Annotated in this window: 17 protein-coding genes; 10 read left to right on the top strand and 7 right to left on the bottom strand. The window is 60.2% G+C overall.

Going from position 1 to position 15,745, the window contains the following annotated elements; genetic code table 11:
• Positions 1-144: 144 nt before the first annotated feature.
• Both DBV08_RS18635 and DBV08_RS18630 read right to left on the bottom strand, forming a co-directional pair.
• Positions 145-1,416 carry a hypothetical protein gene (locus DBV08_RS18635; protein WP_124568437.1) on the bottom strand — a complete coding sequence of 424 codons (1,272 nt, stop codon included), beginning with the start codon at positions 1,414-1,416 and terminating at the stop codon, positions 145-147.
• 85 nt (positions 1,417-1,501) lie between these two features.
• On the bottom strand, positions 1,502-1,852 hold the full coding sequence (locus tag DBV08_RS18630; RefSeq protein WP_124568436.1) for a cupin: 351 nt from the start codon (positions 1,850-1,852) through the stop codon (positions 1,502-1,504).
• Between the two features lie 145 nt (positions 1,853-1,997).
• On the opposite strand from DBV08_RS18630, the gene def reads away from it, so the two are divergent.
• The gene (gene def, locus DBV08_RS18625; RefSeq protein WP_124568435.1) at positions 1,998-2,564 is read left to right on the top strand and encodes a peptide deformylase; all 567 of its coding nucleotides are present in this window, start codon (positions 1,998-2,000) and stop codon (positions 2,562-2,564) included.
• A 367-nt stretch (positions 2,565-2,931) separates the two neighbouring features.
• Positions 2,932-3,345, top strand: coding sequence for a hypothetical protein (locus tag DBV08_RS18620; protein WP_148090790.1), 414 nt, complete (start codon positions 2,932-2,934; stop codon positions 3,343-3,345).
• Positions 3,346-3,609: 264 nt separating this feature from the next.
• Here DBV08_RS18620 and DBV08_RS18615 read toward each other — a convergent pair whose 3' ends face one another.
• Both DBV08_RS18615 and DBV08_RS18610 read right to left on the bottom strand, forming a co-directional pair.
• On the bottom strand, positions 3,610-4,293 hold the full coding sequence (locus DBV08_RS18615; RefSeq protein ID WP_124568433.1) for a response regulator transcription factor: 684 nt from the start codon (positions 4,291-4,293) through the stop codon (positions 3,610-3,612).
• Positions 4,233-5,456 (bottom strand): sensor histidine kinase, encoded by a 1,224-nt coding sequence (locus DBV08_RS18610; protein ID WP_124568432.1) that lies wholly within the window; start codon positions 5,454-5,456, stop codon positions 4,233-4,235. The genes DBV08_RS18615 and DBV08_RS18610 overlap by 61 nt, the downstream gene beginning before the upstream one ends.
• Positions 5,457-5,598: 142 nt before the next feature.
• On the opposite strand from DBV08_RS18610, the gene DBV08_RS18605 reads away from it, so the two are divergent.
• The 3 genes from DBV08_RS18605 to DBV08_RS18595 are packed head-to-tail and all read left to right on the top strand — an operon-like array spanning position 5,599 to position 7,616.
• Positions 5,599-6,573 carry an ABC transporter ATP-binding protein gene (locus DBV08_RS18605; RefSeq protein ID WP_185564736.1) on the top strand — a complete coding sequence of 325 codons (975 nt, stop codon included), beginning with the start codon at positions 5,599-5,601 and terminating at the stop codon, positions 6,571-6,573.
• Positions 6,570-7,355: an ABC transporter permease gene (locus DBV08_RS18600; protein WP_124568430.1), complete on the top strand. Its 786-nt coding sequence runs from the start codon at positions 6,570-6,572 to the stop codon at positions 7,353-7,355. Before DBV08_RS18605 ends, DBV08_RS18600 begins: the two co-directional genes overlap by 4 nt.
• Positions 7,356-7,415: 60 nt before the next feature.
• A complete protein-coding gene (locus DBV08_RS18595) occupies positions 7,416-7,616 on the top strand; it encodes a hypothetical protein (RefSeq protein ID WP_124568429.1) in 201 nt (66 codons plus the stop codon).
• Positions 7,617-7,729: 113 nt separating this feature from the next.
• On the opposite strand, the gene DBV08_RS18590 is transcribed toward DBV08_RS18595, so the two are convergent.
• Positions 7,730-8,566 carry a class I SAM-dependent methyltransferase gene (locus DBV08_RS18590; protein WP_221621612.1) on the bottom strand — a complete coding sequence of 279 codons (837 nt, stop codon included), beginning with the start codon at positions 8,564-8,566 and terminating at the stop codon, positions 7,730-7,732.
• Between the two features lie 854 nt (positions 8,567-9,420).
• Between DBV08_RS18590 and DBV08_RS18585 the strand changes: the two genes are divergently transcribed.
• Genes DBV08_RS18585 through DBV08_RS18565 form a run of 5 tightly spaced genes read left to right on the top strand, consistent with a single transcriptional unit; the run spans position 9,421 to position 14,019 of the window.
• Positions 9,421-9,900: a hypothetical protein gene (locus DBV08_RS18585; RefSeq protein ID WP_124568428.1), complete on the top strand. Its 480-nt coding sequence runs from the start codon at positions 9,421-9,423 to the stop codon at positions 9,898-9,900.
• 41 nt (positions 9,901-9,941) lie between these two features.
• Entirely contained in the window at positions 9,942-11,018 is a 1,077-nt protein-coding gene (locus tag DBV08_RS18580) for a TOMM precursor leader peptide-binding protein (RefSeq protein ID WP_124568427.1), read from the top strand.
• Positions 11,015-12,436, top strand: coding sequence for a YcaO-like family protein (locus DBV08_RS18575; protein WP_124568426.1), 1,422 nt, complete (start codon positions 11,015-11,017; stop codon positions 12,434-12,436). The genes DBV08_RS18580 and DBV08_RS18575 overlap by 4 nt, the downstream gene beginning before the upstream one ends.
• A gap of 51 nt (positions 12,437-12,487) precedes the next feature.
• Entirely contained in the window at positions 12,488-13,327 is an 840-nt protein-coding gene (locus tag DBV08_RS18570) for a SagB/ThcOx family dehydrogenase (RefSeq protein ID WP_124568425.1), read from the top strand.
• Positions 13,324-14,019, top strand: a complete 696-nt coding sequence (locus DBV08_RS18565; RefSeq protein WP_185564733.1) for a type II CAAX prenyl endopeptidase Rce1 family protein — start codon at positions 13,324-13,326, stop codon at positions 14,017-14,019. The genes DBV08_RS18570 and DBV08_RS18565 overlap by 4 nt, the downstream gene beginning before the upstream one ends.
• Here the strand turns inward: DBV08_RS18565 and DBV08_RS18560 are convergent.
• Together DBV08_RS18560 and DBV08_RS18555 are read right to left on the bottom strand one after the other, a co-directional pair.
• Positions 13,989-14,684 carry a response regulator transcription factor gene (locus DBV08_RS18560; RefSeq protein ID WP_124568423.1) on the bottom strand — a complete coding sequence of 232 codons (696 nt, stop codon included), beginning with the start codon at positions 14,682-14,684 and terminating at the stop codon, positions 13,989-13,991. The two genes, DBV08_RS18565 and DBV08_RS18560, sit on opposite strands and share 31 nt — an antisense overlap.
• Entirely contained in the window at positions 14,681-15,439 is a 759-nt protein-coding gene (locus DBV08_RS18555) for a trans-aconitate 2-methyltransferase (RefSeq protein ID WP_185564730.1), read from the bottom strand. The genes DBV08_RS18560 and DBV08_RS18555 overlap by 4 nt, the downstream gene beginning before the upstream one ends.
• Positions 15,440-15,745: the final 306 nt, after the last annotated feature.

The following is a 15,745-nucleotide window of genomic DNA, read 5'->3' as shown; positions in this document are numbered from 1 at the left end:
ATAGCCGGACTCGCCACCGATGAAGCGGACTTAGATGGCCTTGAAGAGGGCGAAGCTGAGTAATCGCTGCTGCTTGATTGGGGTGGGCGAAGCGCCTCTCAATCGCTTGAGTGCGCCCTCACCGCTAAGGACTGCTCCGACTGGTTAGCCGCGGTGATCCTTCTCTGCTTGGAAAGCAACCTGAGCGGAGTCGAACATGTCTACGCGTTCGACGGGAATCGGGATCGGTTCTCCCTCGAACACCGTGCCATATCCGTGGGCAGTAACGGTGTAGCGGACCGTTACTGACTCGTCGCTACTGCTACGAGCGACGAGGACGATCTCGTCTTCCTTATGTCGCCATGGTGGATGCGGCCGCAGTTCCGGCAAATCAACAATGACCTCTAGGTCGCCGGCGTCGTTGTGGTCCCACGAAATCGGATGTCCCACCGGGGTTATATCCGGTAGGCGAATGGGAGCAATTCCGAACGGGTCCTGTCGTGGCTCCCATGCGGGGTCTTTTAGTCGTTCCCACTCGAACTGCTCTGGCAGCGCAAAATCTAGTCCTCGGCCTCCTTCGAAGGTGAGGATGATCTGAACATTGGTGAGAAATGACTGGGCCAGGTTTGTAATTTTGAGATGCATTGCGGGCCAAGCAATTCCTGCGAGATAGTCTTGGCACTGCGGCCATCGACTCTTCAAATCAGCGCGAAACGCCTCCACGCGGCTTGCGATCTCGTCTACGGAGAGCGGCTGTGCTGGCTTGTCCGGCACTGCGTACCCCAGCGCCTTCATCAGGGAGGAATTTTGAGAGAACTTCACGGGATCGGAGAGGGCACTCCGAAGATTTTCGTTCCGTTCGTTGGTCCTCGCAGCTTCAACTTCGACGATCTTGTTCAAAAATTCTTCCGCACAGTCGAAGGATCGCGCAACGCCGAGCACTTCTGCGGTGACCAGAATCGGCGGTGGACCGGCCGCGATACCGAGAAACTGCTCGCGCACGACGGCCATTCGAGGGCGATCCAAAATTGTCGTCATCCGCTCCAGGTGGACTAAGTCAATCTCGACCTCGCCACCCATCTCTCGCAACGTCTTTCGCTCGGCAAGGCGCAATTCTTGATTCGTCACGAATGCAACCCCTATGAGGGCCGACGACTTCTTCTTCGCTTTTTCGACATCGGAGGCTAGCTTTTCTGCTATTTCGGTGATTGTTTGCTGACCCCGCGGGAAGTAGACCGCCATCACCCAAGGTTGCCCCTCTCTTTGGAGGAGCGCATCCGCCCCGCCGTCTCGGCCTCCGAGAGGGTGCGCAGGATCGATGCTTTTGTAGCCTTCCTCGTCGAGAACCAACGCTGCCAGACGCTCCGAAGGAGTCTGACCAGCCGTCCATGCAAGCAAACGGTGCCAAGTCTCATCGAATCGCGTCACATCCGCCATTTTGCCGTCCCCCGTGATCCGATTGCCGTCAGGGCTGCCAACCAGCCCCAGGTGAGCAGAAAGAGCCGAAGGACAAACAAAGCAATCAGCGTTTGGCTTCGGCGCACACAGCGATGAAGGTCAGGCCATTCGTGCCCGCACGCAGGTGACGCGTGTGGCCCATGTCGACCGATAAGAATTGCCCTGGCTCCACAGGTACGGCCTCGCCATCGACCACGAGCCAACCATCGCCGGCAGTGATGGCGTAAACATCATCATTGTGGTCATCGATGTGATCGTGCGGCACGGTCTCGGCATCCGGCGGGAGCTCTACTTGGTAGACCTCGAACGCGGTGACGCCGAGGGCATCACTGATACGGCGGTCGTACGGACTCGCCGCCGGATGCGGCCCGTATCCGGCAGGAATGCTCGAGGCATCAACCACGGTAAATGACATGGCAACGACGTTAACTTATCTCCCAGCAGCCGGGCGTGCTCCGTGCGTGGTTAGCACATAACCGCACTCTCCCTCTCAGGACCATTCATTTGGAATTCCCGGCACCTCGTTGTGTTGGTCAGCCCCATAGCGGAACATGACTGTCATGCCTGTCTCCGAACTCCTCCGCCTGGGTACCGCGAAACCGATCGTTCGCTGGGGTTCCCCTGTGCTTCATACGTCGGCTCAGCCGGTGACGGATTTCGGCAGCGATCTCCAAGAACTGTTGACGGTCATGTTCGCTACCAACATCGCGGCGGATGGTGCTGGACTGGCCGCTCAACAGATCGGCGTTGACCTCGCGGTGTTCATTTACGACTGCGCCGACGAGCAAGGGACACGGCGCACCGGCATCGTCTGCAATCCGGTTGTCGACCTCCCTCAAGGGATAGATAGGCAGCTCGTCGAGTACGGCGAAGGATGTCTGTCCCTTCCGGGCGCCTTCACTGACCTCGCGCGCCCAGAGTTCTCCACCTGTCGTGGACGCGATCAGTACGGCAACCCGATCGAAATCACCGCTGGTGGCACCCTTGGGCGCTGTTTCCAACACGAGACTGACCACATCAACGGCATAGTCTTCGGCGACCGACTTCCGACGCGCAAACGCAAGCAGCTCTACCGCGACCACGACGAGGTCTCGGACCAATACGCAGCCGATTGGCCAGCGCGATAGGACTCCCGTCGACCCCTCGGTTAGCGATGCCGCCGAGTTCGTTGGAGGTTGCACGGTGCGCGGTTTCCGCTGATCATCGCTTTGTGCTGGTCGGCTACCTCGACCCTCACTATGACCTTCGACCCGACGCAGAACCTCGGGTAACGGCGTCGGCGCCATTCACGACATGCGATACAGGGGGAAACGAAAGAAGCCCACCATGGATCGCAGAATTGTCGGAGCCGGAGTCTTTGTCACCGCTGGGATCGCTCTTTCAGCGTGCAGTGGCGGTAGCCAGCAGCAGGAGCAGCCGCCCAATTACTCGATCCCGCCAGGGATCACATCACCTAGCTACCCGACCAGTGAACGCGGGGCGCAACTCATTCAAGTGGGCGAGACTGTCGCCGCCGGGTCGTTTGATTTCACCGTGAACGGCTTGAAGTACTACGCCTTGGACCAGTGCCCTAGTGAGCTCTTCGAGCCGACATGGGAGCCGTACCCGGCGGGGACATCTTTTGCAGCTCTCGATATAACGGTCCATACCAAGCAGCCCCCGCCGAGCCAAGAGTTCAACCCCTACGGCACGTACTACGTGATTGGCGAGCGATCGGACACTGTCGATGAGGATGCGGCCACATACACCACGTACAACTGCACAGGGGAGTCCGCGAAGTACCTCGTAGATCCACTGCCGAACACCAATTACCCAGTGACTGCGGACATCATGCTCACAGAGCCGGTCGGTGTCATCGGGATTCGGCTGGACAGCAAGGTATTCGAGTTGAACTACCAACTGCCGTAGGAAATCGATCTATTGAGTGGCCGAGGGGTGCGCGGCTGACATTGGACCGGCCGCCGCGGAGTGCCCGGCTTATCGTGCTACGTGTGCGAGCATCGTTGCGGTGCAGAGACTTTCGTCGATAGAATGACATAATAAATATTATCGGCAGTCGATTTGCGATACAGATTCCGCTGCGCAGGCCACCGCAACGCTTCGGTGTAGGTCAGAACGAAACCCCGGCCGGGACGAAACCCCGGCCGGGCCTTCGATCGTCATCCGGCTCGGTCACTCGTTGGTGTGGAGTGGCGGGATGAGGCCCCTCGAAACTGCTGTGGCTGCGGCGCTCGCCCGATCGGTGACGTTGAGTTTGCGATAACTGCTGTGCAGGTGTGTCTTGACGGTGGCTTCTCCGATGCCGAGCCGTCGAGCGACTTGAGCATTGGTGTTTCCCCGCGAAACCAGGGTGAGTACTTCTCGTTCGCGCTTGGACAACGGCGCTACGGGTTGACCGAGTCTGTGGCGTGCCATTTTGACTGTGATTTCAGGGGTGATGACCAATCGGCCGGTCACGGCGGATCTCACACCCGATAGCAACTCTTGGGTTGAGGCGGACTTCAGCAGATAGCCAACCGCCCCGGCTTCGATGGCGCCGACGACGGACTGGTCATTGTCGTAGGTGGTCAGAATGAGGACTCGCACGTCTGAGGCAGCCTGGGTAATTTGCCGTGTTGCCTCGATGCCGCTCCCAGGCATTCGCAGGTCCATCAATACGAGGTCGGGCCGTAGCTCCAGAGCCGCTGACACGGCGGCGTCTGCACTGTCAGCTTCTCCGATGACACTGAATTCCTCGTGCAGGTCGAAGAGCGCGCGTAGTCCCTGCCGCATGACGGTATGGTCGTCGGCCAAGATCAATCGGATAGGGCCGGAACTCGTACGTGGATGGTCGTTCCCGACTTGGGTGTCGTGCATACGCTGAACTCACCGCCCTCCGAGGTGATTCGCTCACGCATCCCGGAAAGCCCGTAGCCGCGGCCGAATACGTTTGCCTCGTCGAAGCCGACGCCGTCGTCAGTGATGGTCAACGTGGTGGACTCTCTCTCGTAGTGGAGTGCAACGGTGGCCCGCTCGGCCTGCGCATGCTTGTGAACATTGGCGAGCGATTCTTGAGCGATACGAAGCAAGTTCACGGTAGTTCGGACATTCAGCGTTCGAGGTTCGCCCTCTACCGACAGTTTTGCTGAGAAGGCCCACTGGCTCTGCACGAGCCGGTCCAGCATCTGGACCAGACTGTACTGCTCCTCCTGCTCGAGACCGTCAACGACTCCGTCGTTCACCAGCGTGCGTGCCTGCTGGTGACTCTCGTCCGCCGTGCACCGCGCTAGATGCAGATGTTGTCGCGCTTTGTCGGGGTCGGTGTCCATCTCGATCTCCGCAGCCTCAAGGAGAATTCGCATACTGGCGAGTCCTTGAGTGACGGTGTCGTGTATCTCCCTGGCCAGACGCTGTCGTTCGCTCAGGACTCCGTTGTGGTGGCTGGTCTCTGCGAGCAATCCTCGGGTTCGCTCCAACCGGCGCAGCAATTCTTTTCGTTCATGTGATTCACCGATGATGCGGGCAATCTGCCAACTGAGCACCTGGCTGTACACGAACGTCCCGACCGCAGCGCCAACGCTCATCCCTGGCGAGAGATCCATGGTCAGCCAGATCGCGCTGGATCCGGCGGCTGCGTAGGCCGTCGACGCGAGGTAGGCGACGCGGCGGTCGAGTATTCCGAAAAGGAGGGCCAACGTCGTCGGCGAACTCAGCCATAGGGCTGGGGCTGCGAAAATCGCTGCGCACCAAGGAATAGCGAGTGCGGCCGCCATGACACCCGAGACGCTTTCTCCGTCTCGGGTGCTGTCGAACAGGCGCAACCCCACCACGGCGACCAGGACCGATCCGATGCCGGCGAAGACTCCAGCCACGACGAGGTGGGCGGTGTCCCGTGTCGGGAGGAGAGCGATCACGCTCAACGAAATCACTACGTTGGCTGACCACAGCAGGATCCAGCCGCTGCGTCGAATCGGCGGGTCACCAGCAGTCGTCGGTTCCGGGACCTCCGATTTCGACTGACCGGACTGCACCTTCGTCATACCGATCCCCTTCGAATGCTCCGAGGTCCCTCGAACGCTAAGTATGGTATCGCCTCGTCCTTGTGTCCTCCCCCGATCGATGGAGGGTGGGTAGCCCGTTCAGCGGTTCCGCTTCCACCTCAGATCCCGAATCATCGGAGGGGTGAACGAACTTACATCCGAAGCCCACTCCACTGCCGAGCGCCGGAACATTCCTGTCGCGGCCGAAGGCGTCGTGCTGCGCCGAGGCGGGATCACCATCCTCGATGGTGCCCGTATCACCGTTTCTCCGGGTGAAGTGGTTGGCCTACTCGGACCGAATGGTGCAGGCAAAACGTCGTTGGTCGAATGCCTCGAAGGATTTCAGCGTCCCGACAGCGGTCGCGTCGAGGTCTTCGGCCAGACTCCATGGACTGCACCACGTGAATGGCGGGCGCGCATCGGTGCAGTCCTGCAGGACTGCCGAGTGGACAGTGAACTGACCGTGGGTGAGTTCACTACCATGACCGCCGGCTACTACTCCGACCCCCTCCCCCCTGACGAAGTACTGGCCAGAACTGGCTTGAGCGAGTTGACCAAGCGCCGCGTGACGCGCTTGTCGGGTGGGGAACGTCGCCGGCTGGAAGTAGCTCTGGCACTGGTTGGTCGGCCGGATCTGCTGTTCCTGGACGAGCCCACCACGGGGCTGGACACGCAATCGCGCCGGGATCTACTGGAGATGCTTCGAAGTTTGTCTTCCCACGGCACAGCAATGATTCTCACGACCCATCTGCTGGAAGAAGTCGCAACTCTGGCAGATCGCTTAGTGATCCTGGTAGCCGGCCGAGTGTTGCATGAGGGTACGGCGCGCGAGTTGAGCGAACGCAGTGACATCGCGGCCCGAGTGGAGTTCTTCGCGCCAGAACTCGAGGGGCGGCCGATCCCTCCGTTCCTGGCGGATGCGAGCCAAGATGTCGATTCGGGATTGTGGCAGATCATGACTCGAACCCCGAGCGAGGTGATTGCGACGATCACCAACCTCGCAGCAGCGGAAGGATTCACGCCGGTGAACTTGGCGGTTCATACCCCGACACTCGAGGACGTCTACCTCAACCTGGTGGAAGCATCCTCACCCCAGTCGAGTGGCGTCGCATCATGAAAGATCGAACTCTCGAGACTCCCGCATCGCGCGCTATCGGCGTTCCAACGCTGTATCTGTGGCAGCTGCGGTACGACCTGCTGGCGCAACTGCGCAATCCGGCCGCAGCATTCTTCTCCGTTGCCTTGCCTTTGATCTTCCTGGTCACGTTCTCGGTCATCGGGTCACAGGGCGAGGACACCATGACCTACTACGCGCCGGCGACTATGGGTATTGCCGTGGTCAGCGGCACGTTGACCAACATCGCGATCACTTTCACCTACCTGAGGGAGTACGGGCTACTCAAACGGTGGCGTCTGCTTCCCGCCCCCCGCGGCGCTCTGCTCGCGTCCCGCATCAGTGCCTCCGCACTGCTGTCCCTGCTCGGTGTTGCAGTAATCGCGGTCTACGCCGTGATCGTGGGCGGCACCACACCGGTCCAACCGCTTGCAGTCCTGATCGCGGTACTGCTTCTCACTGTGACCGGGAGCGCGATGGGCCTCGCCCTCACCGCGATCATCCCGTCAGAAAACGCCGCCGGACCGGTGGCAAATGCTCTGGCATTGCCGCTGCTGATGCTTTCCGGAGGTTTTTTCCCCCTCGAATCAGCGCCCGAATGGGTGCAGACCACAGCGTCCTTCCTCCCCTTCGGCGAAGGTGTGGCCCTAGCCATCGCTGGCTACAGCGGGACCGCAGGCGCCGGTGACTACTGGACGGCAGCAGTCTCCTGCGCGCTCTGGACAGGGGCCAGTATCGGTGTCGCCGCGTGGCGTTTCAGCTGGACACCGCGACACCGGCGATGAATCGAACAGCACAGGCAAGGACCTAAAGAATCGGACCGGAATCGAAAGGATCTGCAGACAATGAGTGCACCACGTGAACGAGGATCGTTCTTCAATTGGATTGTTGCATTGCTGTTTACACTGCCACCCAGCATCGGAGGCGCGGTGATCGCCTACTTCGCCAGTGACAGATCACCGGGTGTGGCAGCGGCTGCGCTCACGGTGGGCGTAGTGATAGGCATGGCTGGATATGCCCTCATGGCCCGCGGTCGAACGGAATAACGAGACCATGGGTAAGTCATCCATTCAAGGCGGATGGTGAAGAGACAGGGATGTGGCGGGAAGTGATGCTTTCCAGTACAGGTGCGTAAGAGAAAATCGCCGGTAAATTCCCTCTACTTCCCGCGGATTGCGCCGACCACGGCCATGGAATTGGCCCACCAATAGGTGCAGTCAGTGGGTGGGCGCAAACCCTCGATGCGGCTGACATGAAAAGACTCGAAGTGATTCAAGAGTGCCCGCTGGTGGCGGCGACTGAGTGAGTCGACCTCCATCGTGTAATACGTAAGGACCCCACCGGGGACTAGGTGCTCTACCGCCCATGGCATGAAGTGCTCGGCAAATGTCGGCGCCTGAAGGACGTGTTGCTCGTATTCATGCTCGTCTGCGGGGTATGTGTCGAAGAGAATGCCCTCGAAGGGGCCGATGTCGCTCGGCGCGTCCTGCCAGCGCCCAACCACGACCCGTGTGTCTGTTTCCTGTCGCCGAGCCCATTCCTTCGCCCGGGCCGCCACCTCTGGATTAGCTTCGATGATCGTGTGTGTCTCGATGCCGGCGTCGTGAAGGTATCCAGCTGAGATGCCCATACCGAATCCGACCTCGAGAATATGCCCTCCGTGGGAGGCTGCGACACGACTCATCGACTTCATCAATGGGGCTTCCCAGTCCTGCATGACTTCCTGCCCGGAAATCAGCAGTTCGTTCTCACTGCGCTGAGCTACGGACGTCTGCAGCGCGGTCGCGATTCCGACGCGACGACTCCCTCGAACCCCAGTTTCTGCAGCTTGTTGCAGGTGTACGAAGTCGTCGGCGACGTCGTCGAGGGCGCGCCGGATCACGAACTTGCGCAGATCAGGATGGAGAGGACGTAAAAATTCCGCCCCTACCCGCACACTCCTCAGGTCGACGTGCAGATCGGGATCGCAACGGGTCGACTCTGCTGGATACTCCATAAACGGTCACGACTCCCAAATAGGTATGAAACGGAATGGGCGCCGGGCAAAGGACTGCCCGGCGCCCATGTGCTGCTTAGGTGCAGCAGCAGGTGCAGGTGCTCGAAGACGAACAGCGTGCTGCGGTGGGCTCGAAGTAGCTCGCCCTCTCACCGTGAAGGCTCACTCCGACGTCACTGACCTGGTCAGCAATCTCCAGAATCCGGCTCATATCTTTCTCCTCTCTTCCTGTGAATTTCTCTTGTGCAGCGAGTCACCCATAGTGATCGCCTCCCTACTCTTTTACAGCGCCACCCTTCAACTCAAGTAGTCGAATAGGATTAATCTGGATGTCAACTAAACGGATGACATAAGGATTAGCAGAGCAATCAAGAATTCCGAGTGTCACTCTCAGGTGATAGCAAGAATCACCTGGTGAACGGTGTCATGCTATCGATTGACAGCACGGATAAGCCTGTCGTTTCCAGTAAATTTGAGGCACAGTTTCGCGTATGCCCTTTTCATCCGATCCTGCGCTCAAAATGGAAACCACTGAGAGAATTCGTCCAGTCAAGATTTTCTTCGGAGGAGGGCGGCCCAGTTTGCGCCGGGCCCTGGAAGATCTGTCCACTGTGGAACTCACAGTTGAGCCGTTAGAAGCTGACTGTCTGTTGGTCGACCTCGCTTCCCTCACCCCCGCGCAACACGCAGAATGCCTGCGGTACCCCCTCATCCCAGATTTGCCGTTGATCGTGATCTCCGCGCAGGGTGTCGATGGGGCTATCGACGACAACCCCTACCTCGAAGAGGTAGCGCGAGGTGAAGCGCTGGCACTCTCAACTCGTCCCGATTGTTGCGTTCTGCGGTGTTCTCCAATGGATGCCGACCTAGACCAGGTAATCCACCAGGTCCTGAGCTACTCGGCGGCCTATGGGTGTTTCGGCCCCTCACCGGTGGCATGGCTGACTGTCGCGGACCTCGCCGACCTGATACGAAAGCTCACCGATGAGCCCACCTTGCGGGACGGGCGCATCTACGAAGTAGCGGGCCAGGAGGGGGTTTCGTTACCGGACCTGGTCAACCAACTCACAGAACGCCTGAAGGTGCGTGCGGAGTACTACGAATTGACGCCGGGGCAGGTTGTTTCCGCCTTGTGCTCGAGCGTCGGGTGGGACTTAGACACGGCTCTGCGTGTCCCGCATCACCAGCAGTGGGTGGGATCACCGAAGCAGACCAGCGGGATCGTCGAACGTGCTCTCGGTCGTCCACCTCGGCCGCTGGATCTGACTCGACTGATCGCCGCGAGTACCGCCAACAGCCCCGGAATTCCGGTCGATGCACACAGCAGTCGCTGACCGACGAACGTAAACCAACTCGAACTGTGGGAGCAACCTCAATGAGCATTCAGACCGACCGGCCAATTGCCATCAACCCGGGAACGACGGTGACAGTGACCGATGAAGCAGTTCTGGTTCGGACAGGGGATCATGTCGCGCGTCTGACCGGCGGCCAACTGCCGGCTTTCACCGAGGCCTTGCTGACGCTTCTCAGTGACGGCCGCGCCACACTGGATGTCGGTGCGGACGCGGACCAAGCCCGGATGCTGGCGCTCGAGTCAGTACTCAATCAACTTACTCAGGTTGGTCTGTTGGAGCGAGACGAGGTCGCGCAAGATTTGCGCGACGCGCCACCGGCCGCGGTCGGAATTTGGTTGCGCGCTCTGCGGAATGTGCCCTTACGGACTGTCACTGAGCGTATGAAGGATGGAACAGCGACGGTATTGGGCCGAAACAACCTCGCCGAGAGTCTAATTGAGGGGTTGCGATCGGCGGGAGTCCAGGTCACTGACGCCGGCCACAGCATCGATGCTGTTCCGGCGAGCTCGGACCCGGTCCGCGATGTAGTCATCGTCGTCGGAAACAACGATCAAGATGCGCTGTTGACCGACTGGAATCGCATCGCACTCGAATCAGGCCGCACGTGGCTACCGGTAATCCCTTTCGACGGTCGTCGAGCCCTCGTAGGGCCGTGGACGCTTCCGAAAGAATCAGCCTGCTTCGTGTGCTATCGGGAACGCCGGGGGGCATCTTTCCCGGACCGTGAGGTCGTCGCGGATATCCTCACCGCACGGCCAGTTCGCTCCACCTCGGATCGGTCCACCCTCTGGCCAGGTCTGTCGACCATGCAGGTGGGTTTGGTGATCGAACGTGTTGTGGAGTGGTTCGGCCTGACGGATCGGAACGCCGGTCTGGCTGTTCCGGGTGGCCTCCATACCCTTGAGATCGGTTCGAGCGGACTCGAGGTCAATGCGCATCGCCTCTATCGTGTTCCACGTTGCCCAGAGTGCTCAGGTGCCCGCGACACTGGCTACCCGATGATTTGGTTCCATCCCGATGCGGGTGTCCCCCTTCACCGTCACGACAATCCGCAGGCTTCCGACGAAGTCGCCTCCACGCAGGAGGAAAACCAGTGAGCATCGTCTCCCAATCCCCTCCTAACGCCGTTCCGACCGGTGTTCCGACCGGTGTGAGCGATGGAATTCCGGCAGGTATCGGGCCGGAGTGGACTCCGGCCGCCGAATCCGAAAAGGTTCTGCGCCCGTTACTTTCACCTGTCGTGGGCATCGCTACCCGCTTGTACCGCCAGATGCACGACACAGACGATGCACAAGCTTTCGCCGTAGGCGCCCGCGCCTGCGAATCGCAGCGACTACTCGGTGAGGCCTGCGCTCAGGCGGCTGGGGGCGGATCACTCGACGAGCGTTCGGCGATGTTGTCAGCGCTCGGCGAGGCAGCTGAACGATATAGCGCCGCCTACTGGCCAGAAAAGCACATGGTTCAAGCCACATGGTCAGAGCTGAACTCACGTGGCGAAGCAGCGATCTCACCGAGTCAGCTCTCGTTGTTCTCAGCCGAACAACTGGCTCGTCCAGATTTCCCCTATGTCCCTTTCGGTGCCGATACCAGGATCAGTTGGGTCAAAGGCTCGAGTTTGGTCACAGGAGAGCCGACTTGGCTTCCTGCGGTGCTGGTGTTTCTCTCAGGCCCGCACCGTGAGCAGGCCGAACGGATCTCGCACAGCACCAGCAACGGGATCGGCGCCGGCTGTACATGGGATGAAGCAGTTTGTTCAGGTTTACTGGAATTGATCGAGCGGGACGCTTTCTGCACGGTGTGGCACAACCGTCTGAGTATGCCCTTGATCGATCCACGCAGTGACCCCGAAGTTGCGGCGTTTTTCGAACGCCACGTCGACCCGACCGGCCTTGAAGTCTCGCTCATCGATCTGAGCTCCTTCTGCGAGGTCCCTGCGGTGCTGACCATGGTGCGTAATCGCTTGACCGATATCAGCCCGACTGCCGTAGGTGCTGCCGCTGCGGCCACACCGCAGCGGGCCATCGTGAAGGCTGTCATCGAAGCGTTCCAGACCAGAGTGTGGATGCGGGCGGAACAGCGAGAAGGGAATCTGCTGCCGCCCGACACTGACTTCGACGCAGAAGTACACCGCTTCGATGACCATGTTCGGCTGTACGCCGGCCCTGGCCTGGAGCACGCCACCGAGTTCCTCGATGAATCACAGGAGCGCGTGGCAATCCGGGACCTGCCGAAGTTCCCGGACAATCGACCACGAGATCTAGTACGCGCATTGGTTCAAAAACTCGATAGCCAGGGCATCGACACCTACGTCGCAGACGCCACCAGTCCCGATATCTTCGAAGCTGGGATGGTAGTCGCCCGTGTTTTCGCCCCAGCTCTCGTTCCCCTGGACTCATCGTTTCGGGCTCGTTTCCTAGGGTCGCCCCGCCTTCGGCAACGCCCCCTCGAGTTGAACCTGCAACCACGAGCGTTATCGGACGACGAACTCAACCCTTACCCCCACCCGTTCCCCTGATCCGATACTTTCCGGCACCGTCAATCGCCGGACGCAACCTGAGGAAAAGGAATGCCCGAAACAGAAAACCTGCACGGCGCGAACCTGATCGACGCGATCTACGGCGATTCTCCGCCTGCTCGCGACGATGTCGCGGAGTGCTATTTCGAAGCGTCCAAATTGCATCTGCGTTCCCTGAGCTGGGACGTTCCAGGAGGCATCGCGCTGGAGCAATCCGAGGAGTTGCGCCTGCTGACCCAACGAGCGTCTCGGCTGAACCCGAGCCGCCCCCAGATTCCGCTACCGGAGCCGGACAGCGTGAGCGTCGATCTGATGACGATCATGCAAAATCGTCGAAGCAGTGAGGAGTTCGGGGCGGAACCGATCCCGCTGGGCACAATCTCCGCCATTCTTCATCTCGCGTACCGGGTTCGGATGGTCGATGGGTGGCCGCGCAGGCCAGTCCCCTCGGGTGGGGCGCTCTACCCATTGGATCTCTACGTCATCGCTCAGAACGTCGAGGGCCTCGATCCCGGCCTGCACCATTACGACCCGTTCCGTCACGCACTGACGTGGATTCGCGAGGTCGACAACGACAAGCTGCATCTGGCCACCCTGCAGCCACAAATGGCACAGGACTGCTCGGCAATGCTCGTGGTCGGGGGAACATTCTGGCGATCCCGCTTCAAGTACGGCCTGCGTTCTTTGCGCTTTTGTCTGATGGAAGCAGGCCATGTCATCCAGAATGTCCTGTTGAGCGCCACAGCATATGACCTCGCTGCGCGGCCGATCGGCGGGTTCCTGGACGACGAGTTCACCGAAGAACTGCAGTACGACGGCGTGAACGAGGCACCACTCTACGTCGCACTCCTTGGACCGCGCCTATCCAAGGGCGGCCAGCGAAAGGGGTGACACCATTCGCACAGGTGACGCTGGCAGCGCTCGTCTTCGGGCATCTGCTGACCCCGTGGTTGCTGCAGCGTCACCGTTCGACCCGAGCGAGAGACCACTACGACAAGGGCACTGTCGTAGTGGCTACTGTCGCAGTGGCTATCGGAATCGTTGTAGGGGCGGAGGGAACACAAAAATGGTGGGCTCCTTACTCTGCTCCGATCGCGATCCTTGCGGTGGTGGCGTGCTGTATCGGCGGCGGGCTGATTCCTGTGATCTCGGCACGTGTGGGGCGTGCCCGCCTCGTACGACTACCAACAACGAATCAGCCGTGGGCGACCCGGCTACCCGCACATGTGTGGACGGTTTCATGCGCCAGCGCCGAAGAGATCATCTGGAGATGGGCGGCACCAAGCGTGCTCGTCGGGGTTGGACTACCTGCGATCGCCTCGGCCGCAATTGCTTTGTTCGGTTTCGTTCTGCTCCATCCCCCTGTCTCTGGATGGCGTAGCGCACCGTACCTGTGCGTTATCGGCCTAGCTCTCACCGTGTTCGCCGGCCTTGCGGGGTTGGCCGCCGCTGCGGTCGCCCACGCCGCCCACAATCTGGTGGTGGCACACACGACCTTTGCCCGCCGATCGAGACAGACAGCAGGCTCACCACACCCGCACACCGCCAGGACTCAATTGCCCGAGGCAGACGCCTGGGATTGAGTAGACAGGGGGCGCTCGAGGATGCCGTAGACAATCGCCCGCGCAACCGCTGCCGTCCGATCCGGTACCTCCAGCTTATTGAACACTCGCCGTAGATGCGTCTTGACCGTGGCCTCGGACAAGAACAACTTCTCTGCGATCCGCTTGTTGGTCATTCCTCGAGAGACGAATCTGAGCACCTCGCATTCACGTTGCGACAGACACGGAACAGTGCGCGGCGAAACTACCTCCGTGACCAGATGTGGAAGCGTCTTCGGCGAAACCGGCACCGACCCTCCGACCGCGAGGCGCAGTGCCGCGGTTATCTCCGCCGGGGGCGCATCACGAAGAAGGAAGCCACGAACACCCCCTCTCAACGCCCCGACGACGTCACTTTCATGATTGGCGAGAACGACTACTGCGAGACTCGGATCGTCAGCCCTCAGCTTCTGAACAACGCGGCCGTATCCGTCAGGGCCGTAGGCGAATTCGCTCTCCACGATCACCACCTCCGGACTCGATGCCGACACTTTCTGGGCGGCCTCTTCCAACGTGAGCGCGCAGAAAGCAACACACATGCTCCCCTCTTGTTCGAGGATTACCTGCAACCCTGCCGAGATAATCGACACCGAGGCCAGAACGCCGACACGAATCGGTCGATCGAAAGAGCCATCCACCACTCTCACTCGGATCTCCAAAATTCAAGGTGCACAACGTCACCCATCTGACCAGCGGCGCCTGCGCGAGCACCGCCACCCGCCAACAGCCCCCCAAGCCTCGGCGCCTTCGCCCACAAAGCCCGCCCCTGCGGCGAGTTGGGCGGGTATCCCCCCAGCCCTCCGCGTCGAGCCTGCCCGCGTACCCCGCTCGATTGGGCTACCTGGGCAGCGAGTTCTTCCAGTTCCTGGAACGAGTATGACGCGGCCAACTGATCACGGAGGTAAGCATGCTCCTCCTCATAGAGTGCATTGAAGGTCTCCGGCACGTCGTGCCCATTCCAATCATCAGAGCGGATCAGGTCGACAAGATAGCATCGACCTCCATCCGCCAGCATTGGCATCAGTGCCTCCAACGCACTCGGAGGGTCGTCAAACAGACCAAGACTCAAATGAATCAGAATGAGATCAAAATCCCCAACCTCTCTCAAACCGCCATCCGGATGATTGATCTTCAAATCCTCTACCGATGTGCAAATCGTCAGGCAGTCAGCATCATTGGCCATACGCCGCCGGGCCTCGCGAATCGCTCCACGACTGGGGTCGACACCAATTAGAGCCGCATCAGGCAAGGCCTCACGCAGACGATGCAGCCCGCCGCCGCCACCGCACCCCACATCCAGTACCCGCCGTGGCTCGACGGGGCACAGAGCCACACCAATCTCGACGCACACATCTCGAGACAATGACGTCTCACGGTCATCGTAGGAACTGCTGACCTGCACCCGCGAAGTCTGCTCGAACCACGAACGCGCTCTGGCGCGAGCAGTTCGGCGCACCTGCTCAGCACCCATCACTGCCCCTCCAAGTTACTGCAGAGAGCAATCCGATTCTCGACCGTCCCCCCAAGGAATCCCCACATAGAATCCGCCCTCCCCTGAATCGGCTCTTCAGAGCATTCAATTGGCAACCAAGATCGAATGGACACCTGCCCAACACATTTCGGCATTGCCTGCCGAGTGCTCGAACACGCGATCACCACCAGAGTAAAGAGTTTCCCATAACTTTCAAGGCAACGTTCGCATCACCTC

The sequence above is a fragment of the Rhodococcus sp. KBW08 genome (assembly GCF_003852455.1).
GTDB lineage: Bacteria > Actinomycetota > Actinomycetes > Mycobacteriales > Mycobacteriaceae > Rhodococcus_F > Rhodococcus_F baikonurensis.
Note: the sequence above shows the minus strand (reverse complement) of the source record. Positions and strands in the feature narration are given on the sequence as shown.